This window comes from Hoyosella subflava DQS3-9A1 (genome assembly GCF_000214175.1).
In the GTDB taxonomy this organism is placed as follows: domain Bacteria; phylum Actinomycetota; class Actinomycetes; order Mycobacteriales; family Mycobacteriaceae; genus Hoyosella; species Hoyosella subflava.
The window spans coordinates 1,257,730-1,271,701 of the sequence record NC_015564.1; the positions used below are offsets into that span (position 1 = coordinate 1,257,730).

Consider the following 13,972-nt stretch of genomic DNA (forward strand, 5'->3'; position numbering starts at 1 on the left):
CACCGCGCACCGCGAGTAGGGACCACACACCGCCAGCAGTGGGTGTGTGGCCGGGACTCGCGGTGTGTGGCCGTTTTGGCGCCTTAGAAACGCCCGCCGCCGCCTCGCCGGCCCGAACTCCGGGGGCCGCCAAACGAACGCGACCGCACGTTCGATGACCTGCGGGCGCTGGACGACCGGCCAGTGCTGAAGCCGCCTGTCGATCCGCTGCGTGTTGTGCCAAAACCGCTGCTTCGATGGCGCGAACCACTGCCGCTGCGCATTGCGTCCATCAGAATTCCGCCGAGCATCCCGCCCACCACGACGTTGGTCATCGACCCAGGGCCACCGCCCGTCTGCCCCACATTGGCAAAGTTGGTGCGCTGCTGCGATTCCCAGGACGACACCTCACTGCGCGCATAGGAGAGCGCTTGCTGCGCGAGTTTCACTGCCGCGCGAGCGTGCTCGAGTGCGGTAACCGGGTCAGAGTGAGCGATGTGGCGCGCATACCCAGCGTGGCGTTCCGCTTCCGACAACCTCGTGCGCGGCTCCGCGCCGATGGCGCCGCGCCGAGTCGAGATGAAGTCGCGTGCCGCCGTGATGTGCGCGTCAGCGGCGGAAAGGTCATTCGCCAGAGTTCGCCGAGCGTGCTGTTCGCGCTCGGACGCTTCCTGCGCTCTGGCCAGTAGTTCATCGAGTGCGGCGTCCGCTTCGACAATGTGATGGAGGCTCCCGAGAGGATTAGATTCCCGGGCGTCACGCGCCTTCATCAATGCCTCCTCGGCCGCAGCGCGCACAGCGTTAAGTTCGGGACCGCCCGCATTCGCGAGTTGGCGGGCACGTTCAATGTCCTTTTCAAGGTCAGTCATCGCCTCAGGGAGACGCGTGATAGCTGACCGAATGTCGATTTCTGCGTGTGCAACACCTTCGACTAGCTCGCGCGCCTGGCTGACCGCAGCCTCCGCAGCGCGAAGGGAGGCGATCACATTCGCCGAGTCACCGCGGTTGAGCGCGCGACGCGCCTCGGATATCGATTCCTCAGCCAGAGTGACGTGATCTTTAGCGAGTGCGGGGTTCTTTTCGATTGCGCCAAGCACCGACGGTGCGAACTGGGCGCGAAGTGACTCGAGTGCGCCCTCCGCTTCCGGAATGCGGACCGTCACGGCGACGACGTCCTGAGTGAGTGAATCGAGGCGCTCGGGAGCGGAGATTAGCAGGTCACGCTTCGCGTCGAATGCCTCAACTTGTGCATCCAACTCCCTGTCTGCCGTAGCGCAGGTCGCTACGAGATCGACAAGCATTTGATGGCGCTGCGGCGGCGTCTCGGGGATCGCGTCGTCGAGACGCTGACGAATCTCGAACGCACGGCCAAGCGCTCGTTTTGCATTGGTCAGAGCCTGTGTGAACTGGGAAACCGAGCTGTCTCCGAATTCATCCCGGGCGCGCGCGAGTTCTTCTCCGCTGGTACGGATCGCATCATCAGTCTCAACCAGCATCGCCTTCGATTTTGTGTCCAGCGCTGATGCAGGGACCTGCGCGAGGGCGGTGCGGTCCGTGAGATCGATGTTGTCCAGCGATGCGACATTGCGAGCATGAGTACGTGCCGCGCGGCGCTTAGAACGCACCACGAGGAACGCGATAAACCCCGCGATTCCGCCCAGAACAATCAACACTGGCACTGGGCTCGACGTGGACGGTGCGGCAGCGCGTGCCAGTCCATTGGCGGCACCGATCGCCGCGTCAGCCCAGAGGTCCTCCGAAAGCGCGGGCTCAATATCGTCGCGCAGGATGGCGCGTTCCTCCGAGCTGGAAACAGCAGTCATCGAATTCGGCAGATTGAGAAAGTACTGCCGGTCGGTGACTGCGACAGCGAGAAGTACGTCGTTGTCACCGAAACCGCTGATGGCGGACGTGGCGTCGGTCCACGTTTGGCCATCAAAATCCATGAAGGTATCTGTGTAGACCACCCAGAGGCGGATCCGCTGCTCGTCGTAAAGCTCATCAAACTCAGGGCGAATCCGTTCGATGTCGCCAGCTGAAAGCGCACCGACGTTGTCAACGATGCGATCATCAAGGCGCAGAGGTGGCTCTGCGACTGAGGCAGCAGGAGCTCCCAAGAGCAGCGTGGCAAGCATGAACATGATTGCCGCGAAGGCGCTGCGACCCGGTCGCCTGCCTATTGCTCGCACATCTGATCGCCCAAGGTGCATGCTCTGAATCTAGCGGAGTCATGGAGACCCGGCATTACGGGCAGTGATCGAACTGCTGGCACACTGGTACCGGGGCGCGAGGCATTGCGCCTGAGCAAAGCCGGTAGATGGGGGATGTGTGGTGGCGGTGGTCGGGCGCTGGGTGAGCCGTTTGCTCATCGGTGTGGTCCTGATAGCTATCGTGCTCGTTGCTGGTACCGCCGCGCGGGTGTGGCAGGTCGCGCGAGTAAACGACTACTCACCCGTTGACGCAATCGCGGTTCTCGGGGCGGCGCAATATAACGGCGTCCCGTCCGATGTGTTCAGATCTCGGTTAGACCAGGCGGCTGCGCTCTACGAGCAGGGCGTCGCTCCACTCATAGTTACTGTCGGCGGCAAGCAGGTGGGCGACGTGTTCACTGAGGCAGCCGCCGGCAAGTCGTATCTGGAGTCCACGGGTATTCCCGCCGCTGACGTGCTTGCTGTCGAAGAGGGTGCGGACACGCTGGAGAGCGTGCGTGCCATTTCGCGCGAGCTCAGCGGTCTTGGGCTTTCGTCTGTCGTGATCACCACGGATCCGTGGCATTCACTGCGTACCCGCGTAATGGCTAACGACGCGGGATTGGAGACGACTACGGCCCCTTCGCGGTCCGGGCCCGCGGTGCTGACGAGAGAATCACAATTCCGTGGAATCGCGCGCGAGACCGCCGCTCTGCTTTACTACCAATTCACCCACTCATCTAACGAACTGCGTAACGTACCTGGCCTCTGACTCATAGAAGCGAACGCACATGATTGAGCGCGGCTCTCTTTACACCGACCACGACGCGGAGCGGCGTGTGCCCGAAGGGGGTAAGAACTCCCTGTTGGAAGGGACGTCTTCGCAGCACCGGACGCCATACAGCCGGGACCGTGCGCGCGTCTTGCATTCTGCTGCCTTACGCCGTCTCGCCGACAAAACACAGGTTGTCGGGCCGCAGGAAGGTGATACGCCGCGCACCCGGCTCACCCATTCGCTCGAGGTCGCGCAGATCGGCCGCGGAATTGCCGACGGGCTGGGCTGCGATCCCGACCTGGTGGACCTCGCCGGACTTGCACACGATATTGGGCACCCACCTTACGGCCACAACGGTGAACGGGCCCTCAATGAGGTTGCGGCCGAGTGCGGCGGTTTCGAGGGAAACGCTCAGAACCTGCGGATCCTAACCAGGCTGGAGCCCAAGCTTCTCGACCCGGCCGGTGAGAGCGTGGGTCTCAATCTCACGCGCGCGGCGCTTGACGCGGCCACCAAATATCCCTGGACACGCCCGGCTCCGGGCGCGAAGTTCGGCGCCTACGACGATGATGACCACGTTCTGGCGTGGCTGCGGCGCGGTGCGCCCGGCAAACAGAAGTGCCTTGAAGCGCAAATCATGGATTGGGCCGACGATGTCGCGTACTCGGTCCATGACGTGGAGGACGGTGTGATCGAAGGCCGACTTGACTTGAGAGCGCTCGCTGACCCGGCGGAGCAGCGCGAACTCGCTGCGGTGGGGCACCGGGAGTTCAAAGAGATTGATGACGCGATCCTGATCGAAGCGGCCCAGCGTCTGTCCGCGCTGCCGGTGGTCAAGGCGGTGCGGACTTACGACGGGACGCTGGATAGTTCTGTCGCACTCAAGCGACTGACCAGTGAGCTGGTGGGCCGATTCGCCTCCGCCGCGATCGCTGCTACGCGCGCTTCATGCGGCGCGGTGCGGGTCGCGCGTTACGACTGCGATCTGCACATCCCGCAGGTTGTCGAATCCGAGGTTGCGATCCTCAAAACAATCGCGCTGAGATTTGTCTTCTCGGATCCGGCGCACCGTGCGAAGCAGGAACGGGAGCGGGACCGAATCCACCGAATGGCGCAATATCTGCTGCACACATCACCTGGCGAGCTCGATCCGATCTTCGTGCCTTTCTGGGAGCGGGCACAGTCAGACGCCCAGCGCACCCGCGTCGTGGTCGATCAGATTGCGTCATACACCGAGAGTCGCCTCGAGCGACTTGACCGCGCAAGCAGGGGAGCGCAGGCAGCGTGGGGCTGAAGGCTCCAATGACGCCGTAGACTCGTCGCGTGGCTGGCCGTATTCCTGAACGAGACATCGCGGCAATCCGCGATCGCGTACCCATCGATGAACTCGTCGGTGAGTATGTTTCGCTCCGCCGTGCCGGAACGTCGTTGAAGGGGTTATGTCCCTTCCACGACGAGAAGACTCCCTCCTTCCACGTGCGACCGAGCCACGGGCACTTCCACTGTTTCGGCTGTGGCGAGGGTGGCGATATCTACAGTTTTCTGCAGAAAATCGAGCACATCAGTTTCGCCGAAGCGGTGGAACAGCTCGCCGACCGCTCGGGCTACCGCATCACCTATGAAGGTGGCGGGACGTCGGTACAGCGGGATCGCGGAACTCGAACACGGCTTGTGGCTGCCAACGCGGCCGCCCAGCAGTTCTACGCGCGCCAGCTGTCCACCCCGGAAGCGGAGGTGGCGCGCCAGTACCTCAAGGAACGTCACTTCGATGGTGCGGCCGCAGTCCAGTTCGGTTGCGGCTACGCACCTAGTGGATGGGACAGCCTGACCAAGCACCTTTTGACGCAGGGCTTCGAATTTAAAGAACTCGAAGCAGCGGGGCTGTCGAAGCAGGGCAAACGTGGCCCGATCGATCGCTTTCATCGGCGGTTGCTATGGCCGATCCGGAACCTGTCTGGCGATGTGATTGGTTTCGGTGCGAGGCGTTTGTTCGACGACGACGTACAGCAGGCCAAGTACCTGAACACACCCGAGACCGTGCTCTACAAGAAATCGCAGGTGCTGTTCGGCCTCGATCTTGCCAAGCGTGAAATAGCGAAGTCGCATCAGGTGGTGATCGTCGAGGGCTACACCGACGTCATGGCCATGCATCTCGCAGGTGTCACGACCGCGGTGGCCGCGTGCGGTACGGCCTTTGGTGACGAGCACGTCGGGCTGCTGCGTCGGCTACTGATGGACGATAGTTACTTCCGCGGGGAAGTGATCTTCACTTTCGATGGGGACGAGGCAGGGCAAAAGGCAGCTCTCAAAGCGTTCGAGGGTGATCAGAAAGTCGCAGGAAAGACGTTCGTAGCGGTAGCGCCCGCAGGCATGGATCCGTGCGATCTACGGGTGGAGCGCGGAGATGCGGCGGTGCGAGACCTGGTTGCACGCAGGAGTCCGCTCTTCGCCTTCGTGGTGCGCTCGATACTCGGGGAGCATGACCTCGAGACCTCGGAGGGAAGGGTTGAGGCGCTGCGGCGGGCCGTGCCTGTCGTTGCCAAGATCAAGGACACTGCCCTGCGGGATGACTATGCAAAGCAGCTCGCCGATTGGGTCGGCTGGGAGAAGGAAGCGCAGGTACGGCAGCGCGTCCGGGAGTACGCGCAGCAACACAGCGGTGGTGCGGCGCAGGGGCCGACGCAATCAAAGCGCAACGGCAAGAGCGGCGCGGCATCCCGGCCAGATCCACGTGACCCCTCGGTCTGGCCGGAACGCGAGGCGCTCAAGGCAGGGCTCCAGTACCCCGGCGTCGCCGGTACGGTGTTCGATTCGCTGCCAGACGAATCGTTCCGGCACCCGGCGTATCTCCGCATCCGTCGAGCCATGGCCGACGCCGGAGGTGCTGGCAGTGGACATGCCGGCGCCACCTGGCTTGAGCTGGTAATGAGGGAACTCGACGATGACGATCCGCTGAGATCGCTCGTGTCAGAACTCGCGGTGGAATCCATGCCGGTGGAGGAAGCCAGCGTGCCGCGGTATATCGGTGGTGTGCTCGCGCGTTTGCAGGAGGTCTGGGTGGGGCGCCAGGTCGCAGACCTCAAGTCCAGGCTGCAGCGAATGTCCCCGAGCGAGGACCCCGGTGAGTACCATGCACTATTCGGAGATCTAGTTGCGCTGGAAGAGTACAGGCGAAGTCTGCTGCATAAGGCAGTTGGCGACGGGGCAGAGAGTGGACTCGTCTAGTCGACCTCAGCGCCGCGACCCGTTGAGGTTCGCCTGGCCACGTGCCGCCTCCTGCGGCGCATAAACCGACGTACTGTCGTCGATATCAGCGATCCGCTCCAGCTTCGGTGTGGTGCTTAGCGCGTCGGAGAGCTTCTGGCGACCGACTTCGATCGCTTTCTTCGTGGCCGGACTGGTCGCTACGGTACGGGCCGTCCGGCTGATCTGTTCGAAACGCTCGCGTCCCGCGCGGGTACCCAGGACGTACCCGGCAGCGACGCCGACTAACAGACCAATCATGAGCGAAAGCCTCCCCGGCTCGAATCCTCGGGATCAACGGTTGATGCATGTTCCATCTTGCCTCAGGTCGCCGCGCAGCGCGCTAGTGACACAGCACTTGGTGCTTCCTCTCGATTTGGCAAAAGTGGGGGAGGATGCGCTAAAGTCGGCAAGGCCCGTTCGCGGGCCAGGGCATTCCTCCGTAGCTCAATTGGCAGAGCATCCGACTGTTAATCGGACGGTTGCTGGTTCGAGTCCAGCCGGAGGAGCCAGAAATAGGCCCTCCACCCTGCGGCGGAGGGCCTTAAAGCTGTGTATGGTAGTTCTGCCCAGGGGCGGTAGCTCAGTCGGTTAGAGCCGCGGACTCATAATCCGCTGGTCGCGGGTTCGAGCCCCGCCCGCCCCACTTAGGTTCGTCGCTCGCCATGCTGGCGGCGCACGATTTCAGTGATCCAGATCGGCGCGTACGGTGACGTGCAGTTCGGGGGAGTCGGATAGTCCTTGAGTACTTCGAGGCGCTCCCCGATGCCGATTGCGCGGGCGCGGTGCTCGGCGTGGTCGATGCCGATCTGGGCCAGGCAGTGATTCATTGCCCACTGCAAGCGATCCGGAGCGTCTTTCATCTCGGCTTCGATGGTGTCGAGCAACCCCGGAAGGTCGAGGCCTTCGGGTTTCTTCGCCACACGATCAGTGGTCAGCGCCCATCCCGCACTTGCGACGATCGGATCAGGGTCAGCGCACCAGGTCTGGCGAAGGGCTTCGACATGAGGGCTCTTCTTCACGACGTAGTTCACGAGCCAGTCCTGAACCTTGGGTGACCGCGCTTGGCGAAGCATTGTGTCTAACGCGTCCCGGTCGAATGCTTTGGGGCGGCAGATCAGGATCGCCAGCAGTCTTGCCGCGGTGTCGCTGGTTCCCCAAAGTCCTTGTGCAAGTTCCTGCTGGGTCTTGAGCCGCTTGGCGAGCGCGCGCAGTTTGGTGAGGTTCACGCCGTGATCGTCACCGTGCCTTTCGTTCACCGCGCGGACCTTCGGGTCCTCAAGCGCAGCCAACTCCGCCATCACCTCGGCCACCATCACCTGAGCCACCTCAACCTCCGTCCGACGCGTGTGGGGGTCAGCCTACGACGAGGCTTCGGCGCCGATGCGCGCACTCGTCCTGAGAAATGCACCAGACACTCCGCGTGACGGCAACCGTTTCTCTGCACGACCGGTGAGGCAATGCCGACTCCGGTCGCTTATCTTCGTCTTAAATTCTGCCCCTACACTCGCTGCCGATGACTTCAGAAAAGACGAGTAGCTTAGAGTTCGTTGACGACAAGACCGACAATGATGTGGAGGCGGGGACGCCACAAAGTCCACAAAGTCCGCCTAAATTCGCCTCCGGCAGGGGAGCCGCGACGGGCGCGGGCGCTGTAGTCAGCGTGGGCCTTGGGCTCGCCTCCGTCGTCGGTACCCCACTCGCCGACATGATGCGGTCCCGGCAAGATCTGCTGGGGCAAATCGATGCGGCGACCGGTGTCGCGGGTGACGAGATCGACTCCATCTATGGTGCGCCGTGGAATATGACTGCGCTCGTGAATGGCGCGTTCGCGCTGGTTGCTGTGCTTCTGGGCGCAGCCTTGCTGGGCATGCTGGCGGCACGAAACGATGAACGGGCCTGGGTGAGAGCGCTGGCCTGGGCTGGCGTCGCGCTGGGCGTGATCGGGCTGCTGATCGCGGGCGGCATGTACTTCGACCTCTTCGCTCCGCAGCCAGAGTTGCCTCTCATGCCAGCGAACCCGATGGGCGGTTAGGCTTTACTCCGTGCAGTCTCTCGAGAAGCTCGGTTCGTGGCCCGTCCCGCACGTCTCAGCAGCGGTGGTTTCGCCGCGGGGGACGCTGGCGAGTACGGGACCCACGGACCGGGTCTTTAAGCTCGCTTCCGTCACGAAACTTCTCGTGGCCTACGGCTCCCTGATCGCGATCGAAGAGGGCGCGATCGGTCTCGATGAGGAGGCCGGTCCGGAAGGCTCGACCGTGCGTCATTTACTTTCTCACGCGTCGGGCCTGGCATTCGGGGAAAAGCGCACTCAAGCGAAACTTGCCACTAAGCGAATTTATTCGAGTTCTGGTTTTGAGGTCCTTGCGGAACTAATTGAATCGAAGACTGGCATTGCTTTCCCAGAGTATCTGCGCCTAGGTGTGTTCGAACCGCTGGGTATGGAATCGACTGCACTAGAAGGTCCTGCTGGGCATGGGGCGGTCTCGACAGTTGACGACTTGGCGCGGTTCGCGGAAGAGTTACTTGAGCCGAGGTTCCTCGCGGCTGAAACACTGAGTGCGGCAACGGCTGTGCAGTTTCCGGATCTCGCCGGCATCGTGCCGGGGTACGGGATGCAACGTCCGAATGAGTGGGGTCTCGGTTTCGAGATTCGTGGCAACAAAGCGCCGCACTGGACGGGATCGGAAAACTCTCCCGCCACGTTCGGTCATTTCGGTCAATCAGGAACATTTCTTTGGGTGGACCCGAACGTGCGAGTCGCAACCGTTGTTCTGACCGACCGAGACTTTGGTGACTGGGCAAAGCCTTTATGGCCTGAACTGAGTGACGATATCCTCAGTGAAATCTCAGACTTGTAACGAATTTTCGTCAAAAGACTAGCGCGATTCGCAAAGTCACGGCAGACTATCTTGCATCAGCAAGCACTTCGCTAACAGTTGTCACACGGCAGGGGTGAAGGGCGAGCGTGTACCACCGGCTGGACTGAGGACCGTTTGGGGAAGACGTTCCTCGTCTGTTCCAGATAACCGGAGGTGCTTAAGTGTCGGGTTTGTGTCAGGTATCTGACGCGACGACAGGTGTCGTGTACTTGCACGCATCACCTAACGCTGTCTGCGCGCATGTGGACTGGGTGGTTGCGGCGACGCTTGGTGGTCGTGCGCGCGTGCGCTGGTCTCCGCAACCAGTTGCGGATGGGAATATGCGCGCGACGATCAACTGGGTGGGTCCCGTTGGGACCGGGAGCCGACTGGCCAACGCGCTCGCTGCGTGGCCGGAGTTGCGTTTCGAGGTCACGGAAGACCCCAGCGAAGGCGTGGATGGCGAACGTTTCTGCCACACACCGGATCTTGGGCTGTGGCGCGGGACGATGAGCGCTAATGGCGACACGCTGATCGGTGAAATGCGGCTCAAGGCACTTCTAGCGGCACGCCCAGATGATCTAGCGACTGTTCTTCACGCCGAACTAGGCAGCGCGTGGGATGACGACCTGGAGCCGTACCGCGCGGTCGGCGAGGGAGCCGAGGTTACTTGGGTGACGCGCCGCGTGGGCTGAGAGGGTCACTCACAGAGGAATGTTCTTGTGGCTGCCCCGGCGGGCAGGAGCCTCGGCTATTGCCTGGGCGATCCGGCTTCGAGTCTCACGGGGGTCGATGAGTTCGTCCACGACGCCAATGTCCATGGCTCGGCCGACACCCCCGGCGATGCGCTCATGCTCGTCAGCGAGCCGATCGTGCAACGCTTCGCGCTCTTCGTCGGTCCCCGCGGCAGCAAGGGCGCGCTTGTGCAGGATTCCGACGGCCGCTTTGGCTCCCATGACAGCAACTTCGCTGTCCGGCCAGGCGAACACCTTCGTCGCACCGAGTGCACGGGAATTCATTGCAATGTAAGCGCCGCCGTACGCCTTCCGTACGACGAGGGTGACACGAGGGACGACAGACTCCGCGAACGCGTGAAGGAGTTTCGCGCCGCGACGCACTACACCTTCCCACTCCTGGCTGACGCCAGGGAGGTAGCCAGGCACGTCGACCAGCACGACCATGGGGACCCCGAAAGCGTCGCACATGCGCACGAACCTGGAGGCTTTCTCTGCGCTCTCCGAGTTCAGACACCCGCCCATACGCAACGGGTTGTTCGCGAGTACACCGACCGTGCGGCCGGCGAGGCGACCGAAACCGACGACGATATTCGGTGCCCACCTGGCCTGTAACTCGATAAACGTCGACAATTCGGATCCGTCGAGCCCGGTGTCGACACTGTCGAGCAACTGGCGGATAACGGGATGGATGTCGTACGCGCGACGGTTCGATTCGGGAAGCAGTGCCTTGAGGTCAGAGTCCTCATGCTTGGCGGCAGCAAGGTCGAATTCACCCTGGTCAGCTAGCAGAGAAGCCAGGCTCCGAGCCTGGGCCATCGCGTCGGTTTCATCAGCGGCAGCGATGTGCGCGACACCCGACTTCCGCGTGTGCGTCTCGGGTCCGCCTAGCGAGGCCATATCGACTTGCTCGCCCGTCACCGAACGGACAACGTCTGGTCCGGTGACGAAGACCCTGCTATCTGGGGCCATGATGACGACGTCGGTGAGTGCGGGGCCGTACGCCGCGCCACCGGCTGCGGGGCCGAGGACAACGGAGATTTGGGGGACAGTGCCGGAAGCGCGCACCATTGCTTCGAATACGCGTCCGACTGCGTGGAGCGCTTCAACTCCTTCTGCTAGGCGGGCACCGCCGGAGTGCCATAGCCCAACGACGGGCAGCTTCTCGGCAATAGCGGCATCGATCGCCGAAACAATGTGGGCGCAACCGTCGATACCCATCGCGCCGCCCATAATCGTGCCGTCGGTGCAGTAGGCGATCGCGCGGACACCGTCAACGAGTCCCGATGCTGCGAGCACGCCGGAGTTGTCCCGGGGGTGAAGGAGGCTGACTGAGCCCGGATCGAAGAACCGTTCGAGCCGGTCCAAAGGATCCCGAGGGTCCGGAGCCGTGTCGCGAGATGTCCTCGGCGCCAAGACGGTCATCGCTCCTCCAAATCCCAGTCCCTGCGAACTGCTCTATCGGTATATGTCTTATTCGTCTCGTTATCTGTTACCGGTTGGCCGCGCTTTGTGCTCCCTCACTGTGGAGCACAAAGCGCGGCCAAGCGTGCCGTCAGGGGCGGGCAAAGACGAGCGAGACGTTATGGCCGCCGAATCCGAACGAGTTCTTGATTGCGACATCGAACTGGCCGTGACGCGGTTCACCCGCGACGACGTCGAGATCGATCTCGGAATCCAGGTTCTCGAGGTTGAGAGTCGGGGGGATGACCCCTTCTTTCAGGCTCAAGATGGTGATGATCGATTCGAGCGCACCCACGGCACCGATAGAGTGCCCGAGTGCTGACTTGGCGGCATACACAGCGGGATGCTTGCCAACAGCGGCGTTGATTGCGCGTGACTCGGCGATATCGCCGACGCTAGTCGCCGTCGCATGTGCGTTGACGTGGCTCACCTCTGACGGAGTGACGCCAGCGGACGCCATCGCCTTTCTCATGGAACGAGCGGCGCCCGTGCCATCAGGTTCGGGGGCGACGATGTGGAACCCGTCGGACGTGATTCCAGCGCCCAGTACACGACCAAGAATCGTAGCGCCGCGAGCCCGGGCGAAGTCCTCGCGTTCGAGAACGAGAATGGCTCCGGCCTCACCGAAAACGAAGCCGTCACGGTCCTTGTCGAACGGTCGTGAGGCGCCTTGCGGGTCATCATTGCGAGTGCTCATCGCACGCATCATCGAGAACCCGGCGATCGCCATGGGATCCAGGAAGGACTCGACCCCACCGGCGACGACGACGTCCGCGTCGCCGAGAACGATCATCCGCCAAGCCTGCGCGATAGCCTCGCTGCCCGACGCGCATGCCGAGACCGGAGTGTGCACACCAGCGCGCGCACCGATCTCGAGCCCTACCGTTGCGGCGGGGCCGTTGGGCATCATCATGGGCACAGCCATGGGAGAGACCTTGCGGGCACCTCCGTCCCGCAGCGCGAAGTTAGATCGCACCAAGGTATCGACACCGCCGATACCGGTACCGATTACGACGCCGAGACGTTCCTTCTCAACTTCAGGTGTCCCGGCCTCGCTCCACGCTTTGCGGCCTTCTACGAGTGCGAGCTGCTCGACGAAGTCGTTACGGCGCGCTTCCACCTTGGTGAGGGACTCCGAGGGCTGAACTTTGAGGCGCCCACCGATCCGCACGGGCATCCCGAGCTCTTCGAGCCAGGGATCAGTGAGCGCCACAATTCCGCTCTCTCCCGCGAGCAAGCCTTTCCAGGTGCGCTCGATGTCACTTGCGATCGACGTGGTTGCCGACATAGCCGTGACGACGACACCGGGCCGATTTGGCCCGGTCTCAATGGACATCGCTGGGGAGGACGTAGCGGGATTAGTCACAGTCAGCTCTCGCTTGCGCCCTTGAGAGCTTCAGTGTTGACGCCCTCTACACCCTCAGCCTCGAGCTTCTGGATGTAATTGACGGCGTCGCCCACGGTACGGAGCGATGCGAGGTCCTCATCTGGGATCTTGATGCCGTACTTGTCTTCAGTCTGTACGGCGATCTCCACCATCGACAGGGAGTCGATATCAAGGTCGTCAACGAAGGACTTCTCGATCGTCACTTCACTCGGCTCGATGCCGGTGACTTCTTCAATGATCTCTGCGAGACCGGCGACGATATCTTCCTGGGTTGCGGCCATGGAGAATGGCTCCCTTCTTCTGTTCCCATACTTTGGGCTTTGGGTGGGTGTTACTGGGTGGTGCGGCTATCAGGCAGCCTGCGGCGACAGCAGTCCGAGGTTGGTGAGCTCGTCTGGCGTCTTCAGTGCGGTCTGAGGAACACCCCGCATCTCGCGCTTCGCGATACCGGTGAGAGTTCCTGCCGGGGGTAGTTCTGCAAGCCCCTCGACCGACAGTTCGACCATTGTGGCTGTGCAGAGGTCCCAGCGAACTGGCCGCGTAATCTGCTCGACAATCTCGTTGAGGGCTGCGCGGCCAGTGGTGACCGGCTTGCCGTCCGCGTTCGACAGAAGAATCCGCATCGGATCATTGGTCGGGATTGATGCGGCTGCTTCTGCCACGGCGTCCCGCGCGGGTGCCATGAACCGTGTGTGGAATGCTCCCGCGACCGCGAGAGACCGGAGCTTTGCCCGGGCGGGCGGTGCTGCGGCTAGTTCAGCGAGCGCGCTGAGCTTGCCTGCCGCGACAATCTGGCCCTTAGCGTTGCGGTTGGCCGCTTCGAGTCCCAGTTCGTCGAGCCGTGAAAGGACATCGTCCTCGGTGCCACCGAGCACAGCCGTCATTCCGGTCGGTTCAAGCGCGCACGCTTTAGCCATTTCACGCCCGCGCAGTGCTGCGAGGGCGACGGCGTCGTCGCTGGAGATCACTCCAGCGATCGCCGCTGCGGCGAGTTCGCCAACTGAATGGCCAGCGGTGAGCTTGGCGAAGGCGGGATCCTCGGTTGCTCCGAGCCGCTTGAGTTCTTCGAACGCAAGCAGTGCGGTGGCGACTACGAGGGGCTGGGTGACGGCGGTGTCAGTGATTTCATCCGCGTCGGCAGTGGTGCCTAAGCGGACGAGATCAAGCCCAGTGACCTTCGACCAGCGCGCAACGCGGTCATCGGCGCCCGGCTGCTCGAGCCATGGCGTGAGCATTCCCGGCGTCTGAGCGCCTTGTCCTGGTGCGAGTAGTGCGATCACGTGCTTAAGACAACACCCTATTCAGGGTTTTCTCAGGTGTTTTTGGGTACCAACCTTGAC

General features: G+C 62.5%; 13 protein-coding genes and 2 tRNA genes. 8 read left to right on the forward strand and 7 right to left on the reverse strand.

Going from position 1 to position 13,972, the window contains the following annotated elements:
- Positions 1–83 precede the first annotated feature (83 nt).
- Positions 84–2,189 (reverse strand): TPM domain-containing protein, encoded by a 2,106-nt coding sequence (locus AS9A_RS05875; RefSeq protein WP_083826467.1) that lies wholly within the window; start codon positions 2,187–2,189, stop codon positions 84–86.
- Positions 2,190–2,310: 121 nt separating this feature from the next.
- On the opposite strand from AS9A_RS05875, the gene AS9A_RS05880 reads away from it, so the two are divergent.
- From AS9A_RS05880 to dnaG, 3 genes are read left to right on the forward strand one after another with little or no spacing between them, the layout of a single operon-like run.
- Positions 2,311–2,940 (forward strand): YdcF family protein, encoded by a 630-nt coding sequence (locus AS9A_RS05880; protein ID WP_013806015.1) that lies wholly within the window; start codon positions 2,311–2,313, stop codon positions 2,938–2,940.
- Positions 2,941–2,959: 19 nt separating this feature from the next.
- Positions 2,960–4,237, forward strand: coding sequence for a deoxyguanosinetriphosphate triphosphohydrolase (locus tag AS9A_RS05885; RefSeq protein WP_013806016.1), 1,278 nt, complete (start codon positions 2,960–2,962; stop codon positions 4,235–4,237).
- Positions 4,238–4,266: 29 nt separating this feature from the next.
- Positions 4,267–6,168 (forward strand): DNA primase, encoded by a 1,902-nt coding sequence (gene dnaG / locus AS9A_RS05890; protein WP_013806017.1) that lies wholly within the window; start codon positions 4,267–4,269, stop codon positions 6,166–6,168.
- A 6-nt stretch (positions 6,169–6,174) separates the two neighbouring features.
- Here dnaG and AS9A_RS05895 read toward each other — a convergent pair whose 3' ends face one another.
- Complete coding sequence (locus AS9A_RS05895) at positions 6,175–6,447, reverse strand: hypothetical protein (protein ID WP_013806018.1); 273 nt, start codon at positions 6,445–6,447, stop codon at positions 6,175–6,177.
- Between the two features lie 175 nt (positions 6,448–6,622).
- On the opposite strand from AS9A_RS05895, the gene AS9A_RS05900 reads away from it, so the two are divergent.
- Together AS9A_RS05900 and AS9A_RS05905 are read left to right on the forward strand one after the other, a co-directional pair.
- A tRNA-Asn gene (locus AS9A_RS05900) sits at positions 6,623–6,698 on the forward strand.
- A 60-nt stretch (positions 6,699–6,758) separates the two neighbouring features.
- A tRNA-Ile gene (locus AS9A_RS05905) sits at positions 6,759–6,832 on the forward strand.
- Between the two features lies 1 nt (position 6,833).
- On the opposite strand, the gene AS9A_RS05910 is transcribed toward AS9A_RS05905, so the two are convergent.
- Positions 6,834–7,502: a DNA alkylation repair protein gene (locus AS9A_RS05910; RefSeq protein WP_202798203.1), complete on the reverse strand. Its 669-nt coding sequence runs from the start codon at positions 7,500–7,502 to the stop codon at positions 6,834–6,836.
- A gap of 200 nt (positions 7,503–7,702) precedes the next feature.
- On the opposite strand from AS9A_RS05910, the gene AS9A_RS05915 reads away from it, so the two are divergent.
- The 3 genes from AS9A_RS05915 (at position 7,703) to AS9A_RS05925 (ending at position 9,742) form a co-directional block, all read left to right on the forward strand.
- Positions 7,703–8,221: a hypothetical protein gene (locus tag AS9A_RS05915; protein WP_148262408.1), complete on the forward strand. Its 519-nt coding sequence runs from the start codon at positions 7,703–7,705 to the stop codon at positions 8,219–8,221.
- 10 nt (positions 8,222–8,231) lie between these two features.
- On the forward strand, positions 8,232–9,047 hold the full coding sequence (locus AS9A_RS05920) for a serine hydrolase domain-containing protein (RefSeq protein ID WP_013806021.1): 816 nt from the start codon (positions 8,232–8,234) through the stop codon (positions 9,045–9,047).
- Between the two features lie 182 nt (positions 9,048–9,229).
- The gene (locus tag AS9A_RS05925; RefSeq protein WP_013806022.1) at positions 9,230–9,742 is read left to right on the forward strand and encodes a DUF3145 domain-containing protein; all 513 of its coding nucleotides are present in this window, start codon (positions 9,230–9,232) and stop codon (positions 9,740–9,742) included.
- 9 nt (positions 9,743–9,751) lie between these two features.
- Here AS9A_RS05925 and AS9A_RS05930 read toward each other — a convergent pair whose 3' ends face one another.
- The 4 genes from AS9A_RS05930 to AS9A_RS05945 all read right to left on the reverse strand — a co-directional run bounded on the left by AS9A_RS05930 (position 9,752) and on the right by AS9A_RS05945 (position 13,912).
- A complete protein-coding gene (locus AS9A_RS05930; protein ID WP_041450898.1) occupies positions 9,752–11,206 on the reverse strand; it encodes an acyl-CoA carboxylase subunit beta in 1,455 nt (484 codons plus the stop codon).
- Between the two features lie 130 nt (positions 11,207–11,336).
- Complete coding sequence (locus tag AS9A_RS05935) at positions 11,337–12,581, reverse strand: KasA/KasB family beta-ketoacyl-ACP synthase (protein ID WP_041450899.1); 1,245 nt, start codon at positions 12,579–12,581, stop codon at positions 11,337–11,339.
- A 32-nt stretch (positions 12,582–12,613) separates the two neighbouring features.
- Entirely contained in the window at positions 12,614–12,913 is a 300-nt protein-coding gene (acpM, locus tag AS9A_RS05940) for a meromycolate extension acyl carrier protein AcpM (RefSeq protein ID WP_013806025.1), read from the reverse strand.
- 69 nt (positions 12,914–12,982) lie between these two features.
- Positions 12,983–13,912: an ACP S-malonyltransferase gene (locus AS9A_RS05945; RefSeq protein ID WP_013806026.1), complete on the reverse strand. Its 930-nt coding sequence runs from the start codon at positions 13,910–13,912 to the stop codon at positions 12,983–12,985.
- Between the last annotated feature and the right edge of the window lie 60 nt (positions 13,913–13,972).

Coding starts and splice junctions, on each gene's coding strand:
- acpM (WP_013806025.1), bottom strand. CDS start 12,913: ATGGCCGCAACCCAGGAAGATATCGTCGCCGGTCTCGCAGAGATCATT.
- AS9A_RS05935 (WP_041450899.1), bottom strand. CDS start 12,581: ATGTCCATTGAGACCGGGCCAAATCGGCCCGGTGTCGTCGTCACGGCT.
- AS9A_RS05895 (WP_013806018.1), bottom strand. CDS start 6,447: ATGATTGGTCTGTTAGTCGGCGTCGCTGCCGGGTACGTCCTGGGTACC.
- AS9A_RS05910 (WP_202798203.1), bottom strand. CDS start 7,502: ATGGTGGCCGAGGTGATGGCGGAGTTGGCTGCGCTTGAGGACCCGAAG.
- AS9A_RS05915 (WP_148262408.1), top strand. CDS start 7,703: ATGACTTCAGAAAAGACGAGTAGCTTAGAGTTCGTTGACGACAAGACC.
- AS9A_RS05875 (WP_083826467.1), bottom strand. CDS start 2,189: ATGCACCTTGGGCGATCAGATGTGCGAGCAATAGGCAGGCGACCGGGT.
- AS9A_RS05885 (WP_013806016.1), top strand. CDS start 2,960: ATGATTGAGCGCGGCTCTCTTTACACCGACCACGACGCGGAGCGGCGT.
- AS9A_RS05930 (WP_041450898.1), bottom strand. CDS start 11,206: ATGACCGTCTTGGCGCCGAGGACATCTCGCGACACGGCTCCGGACCCT.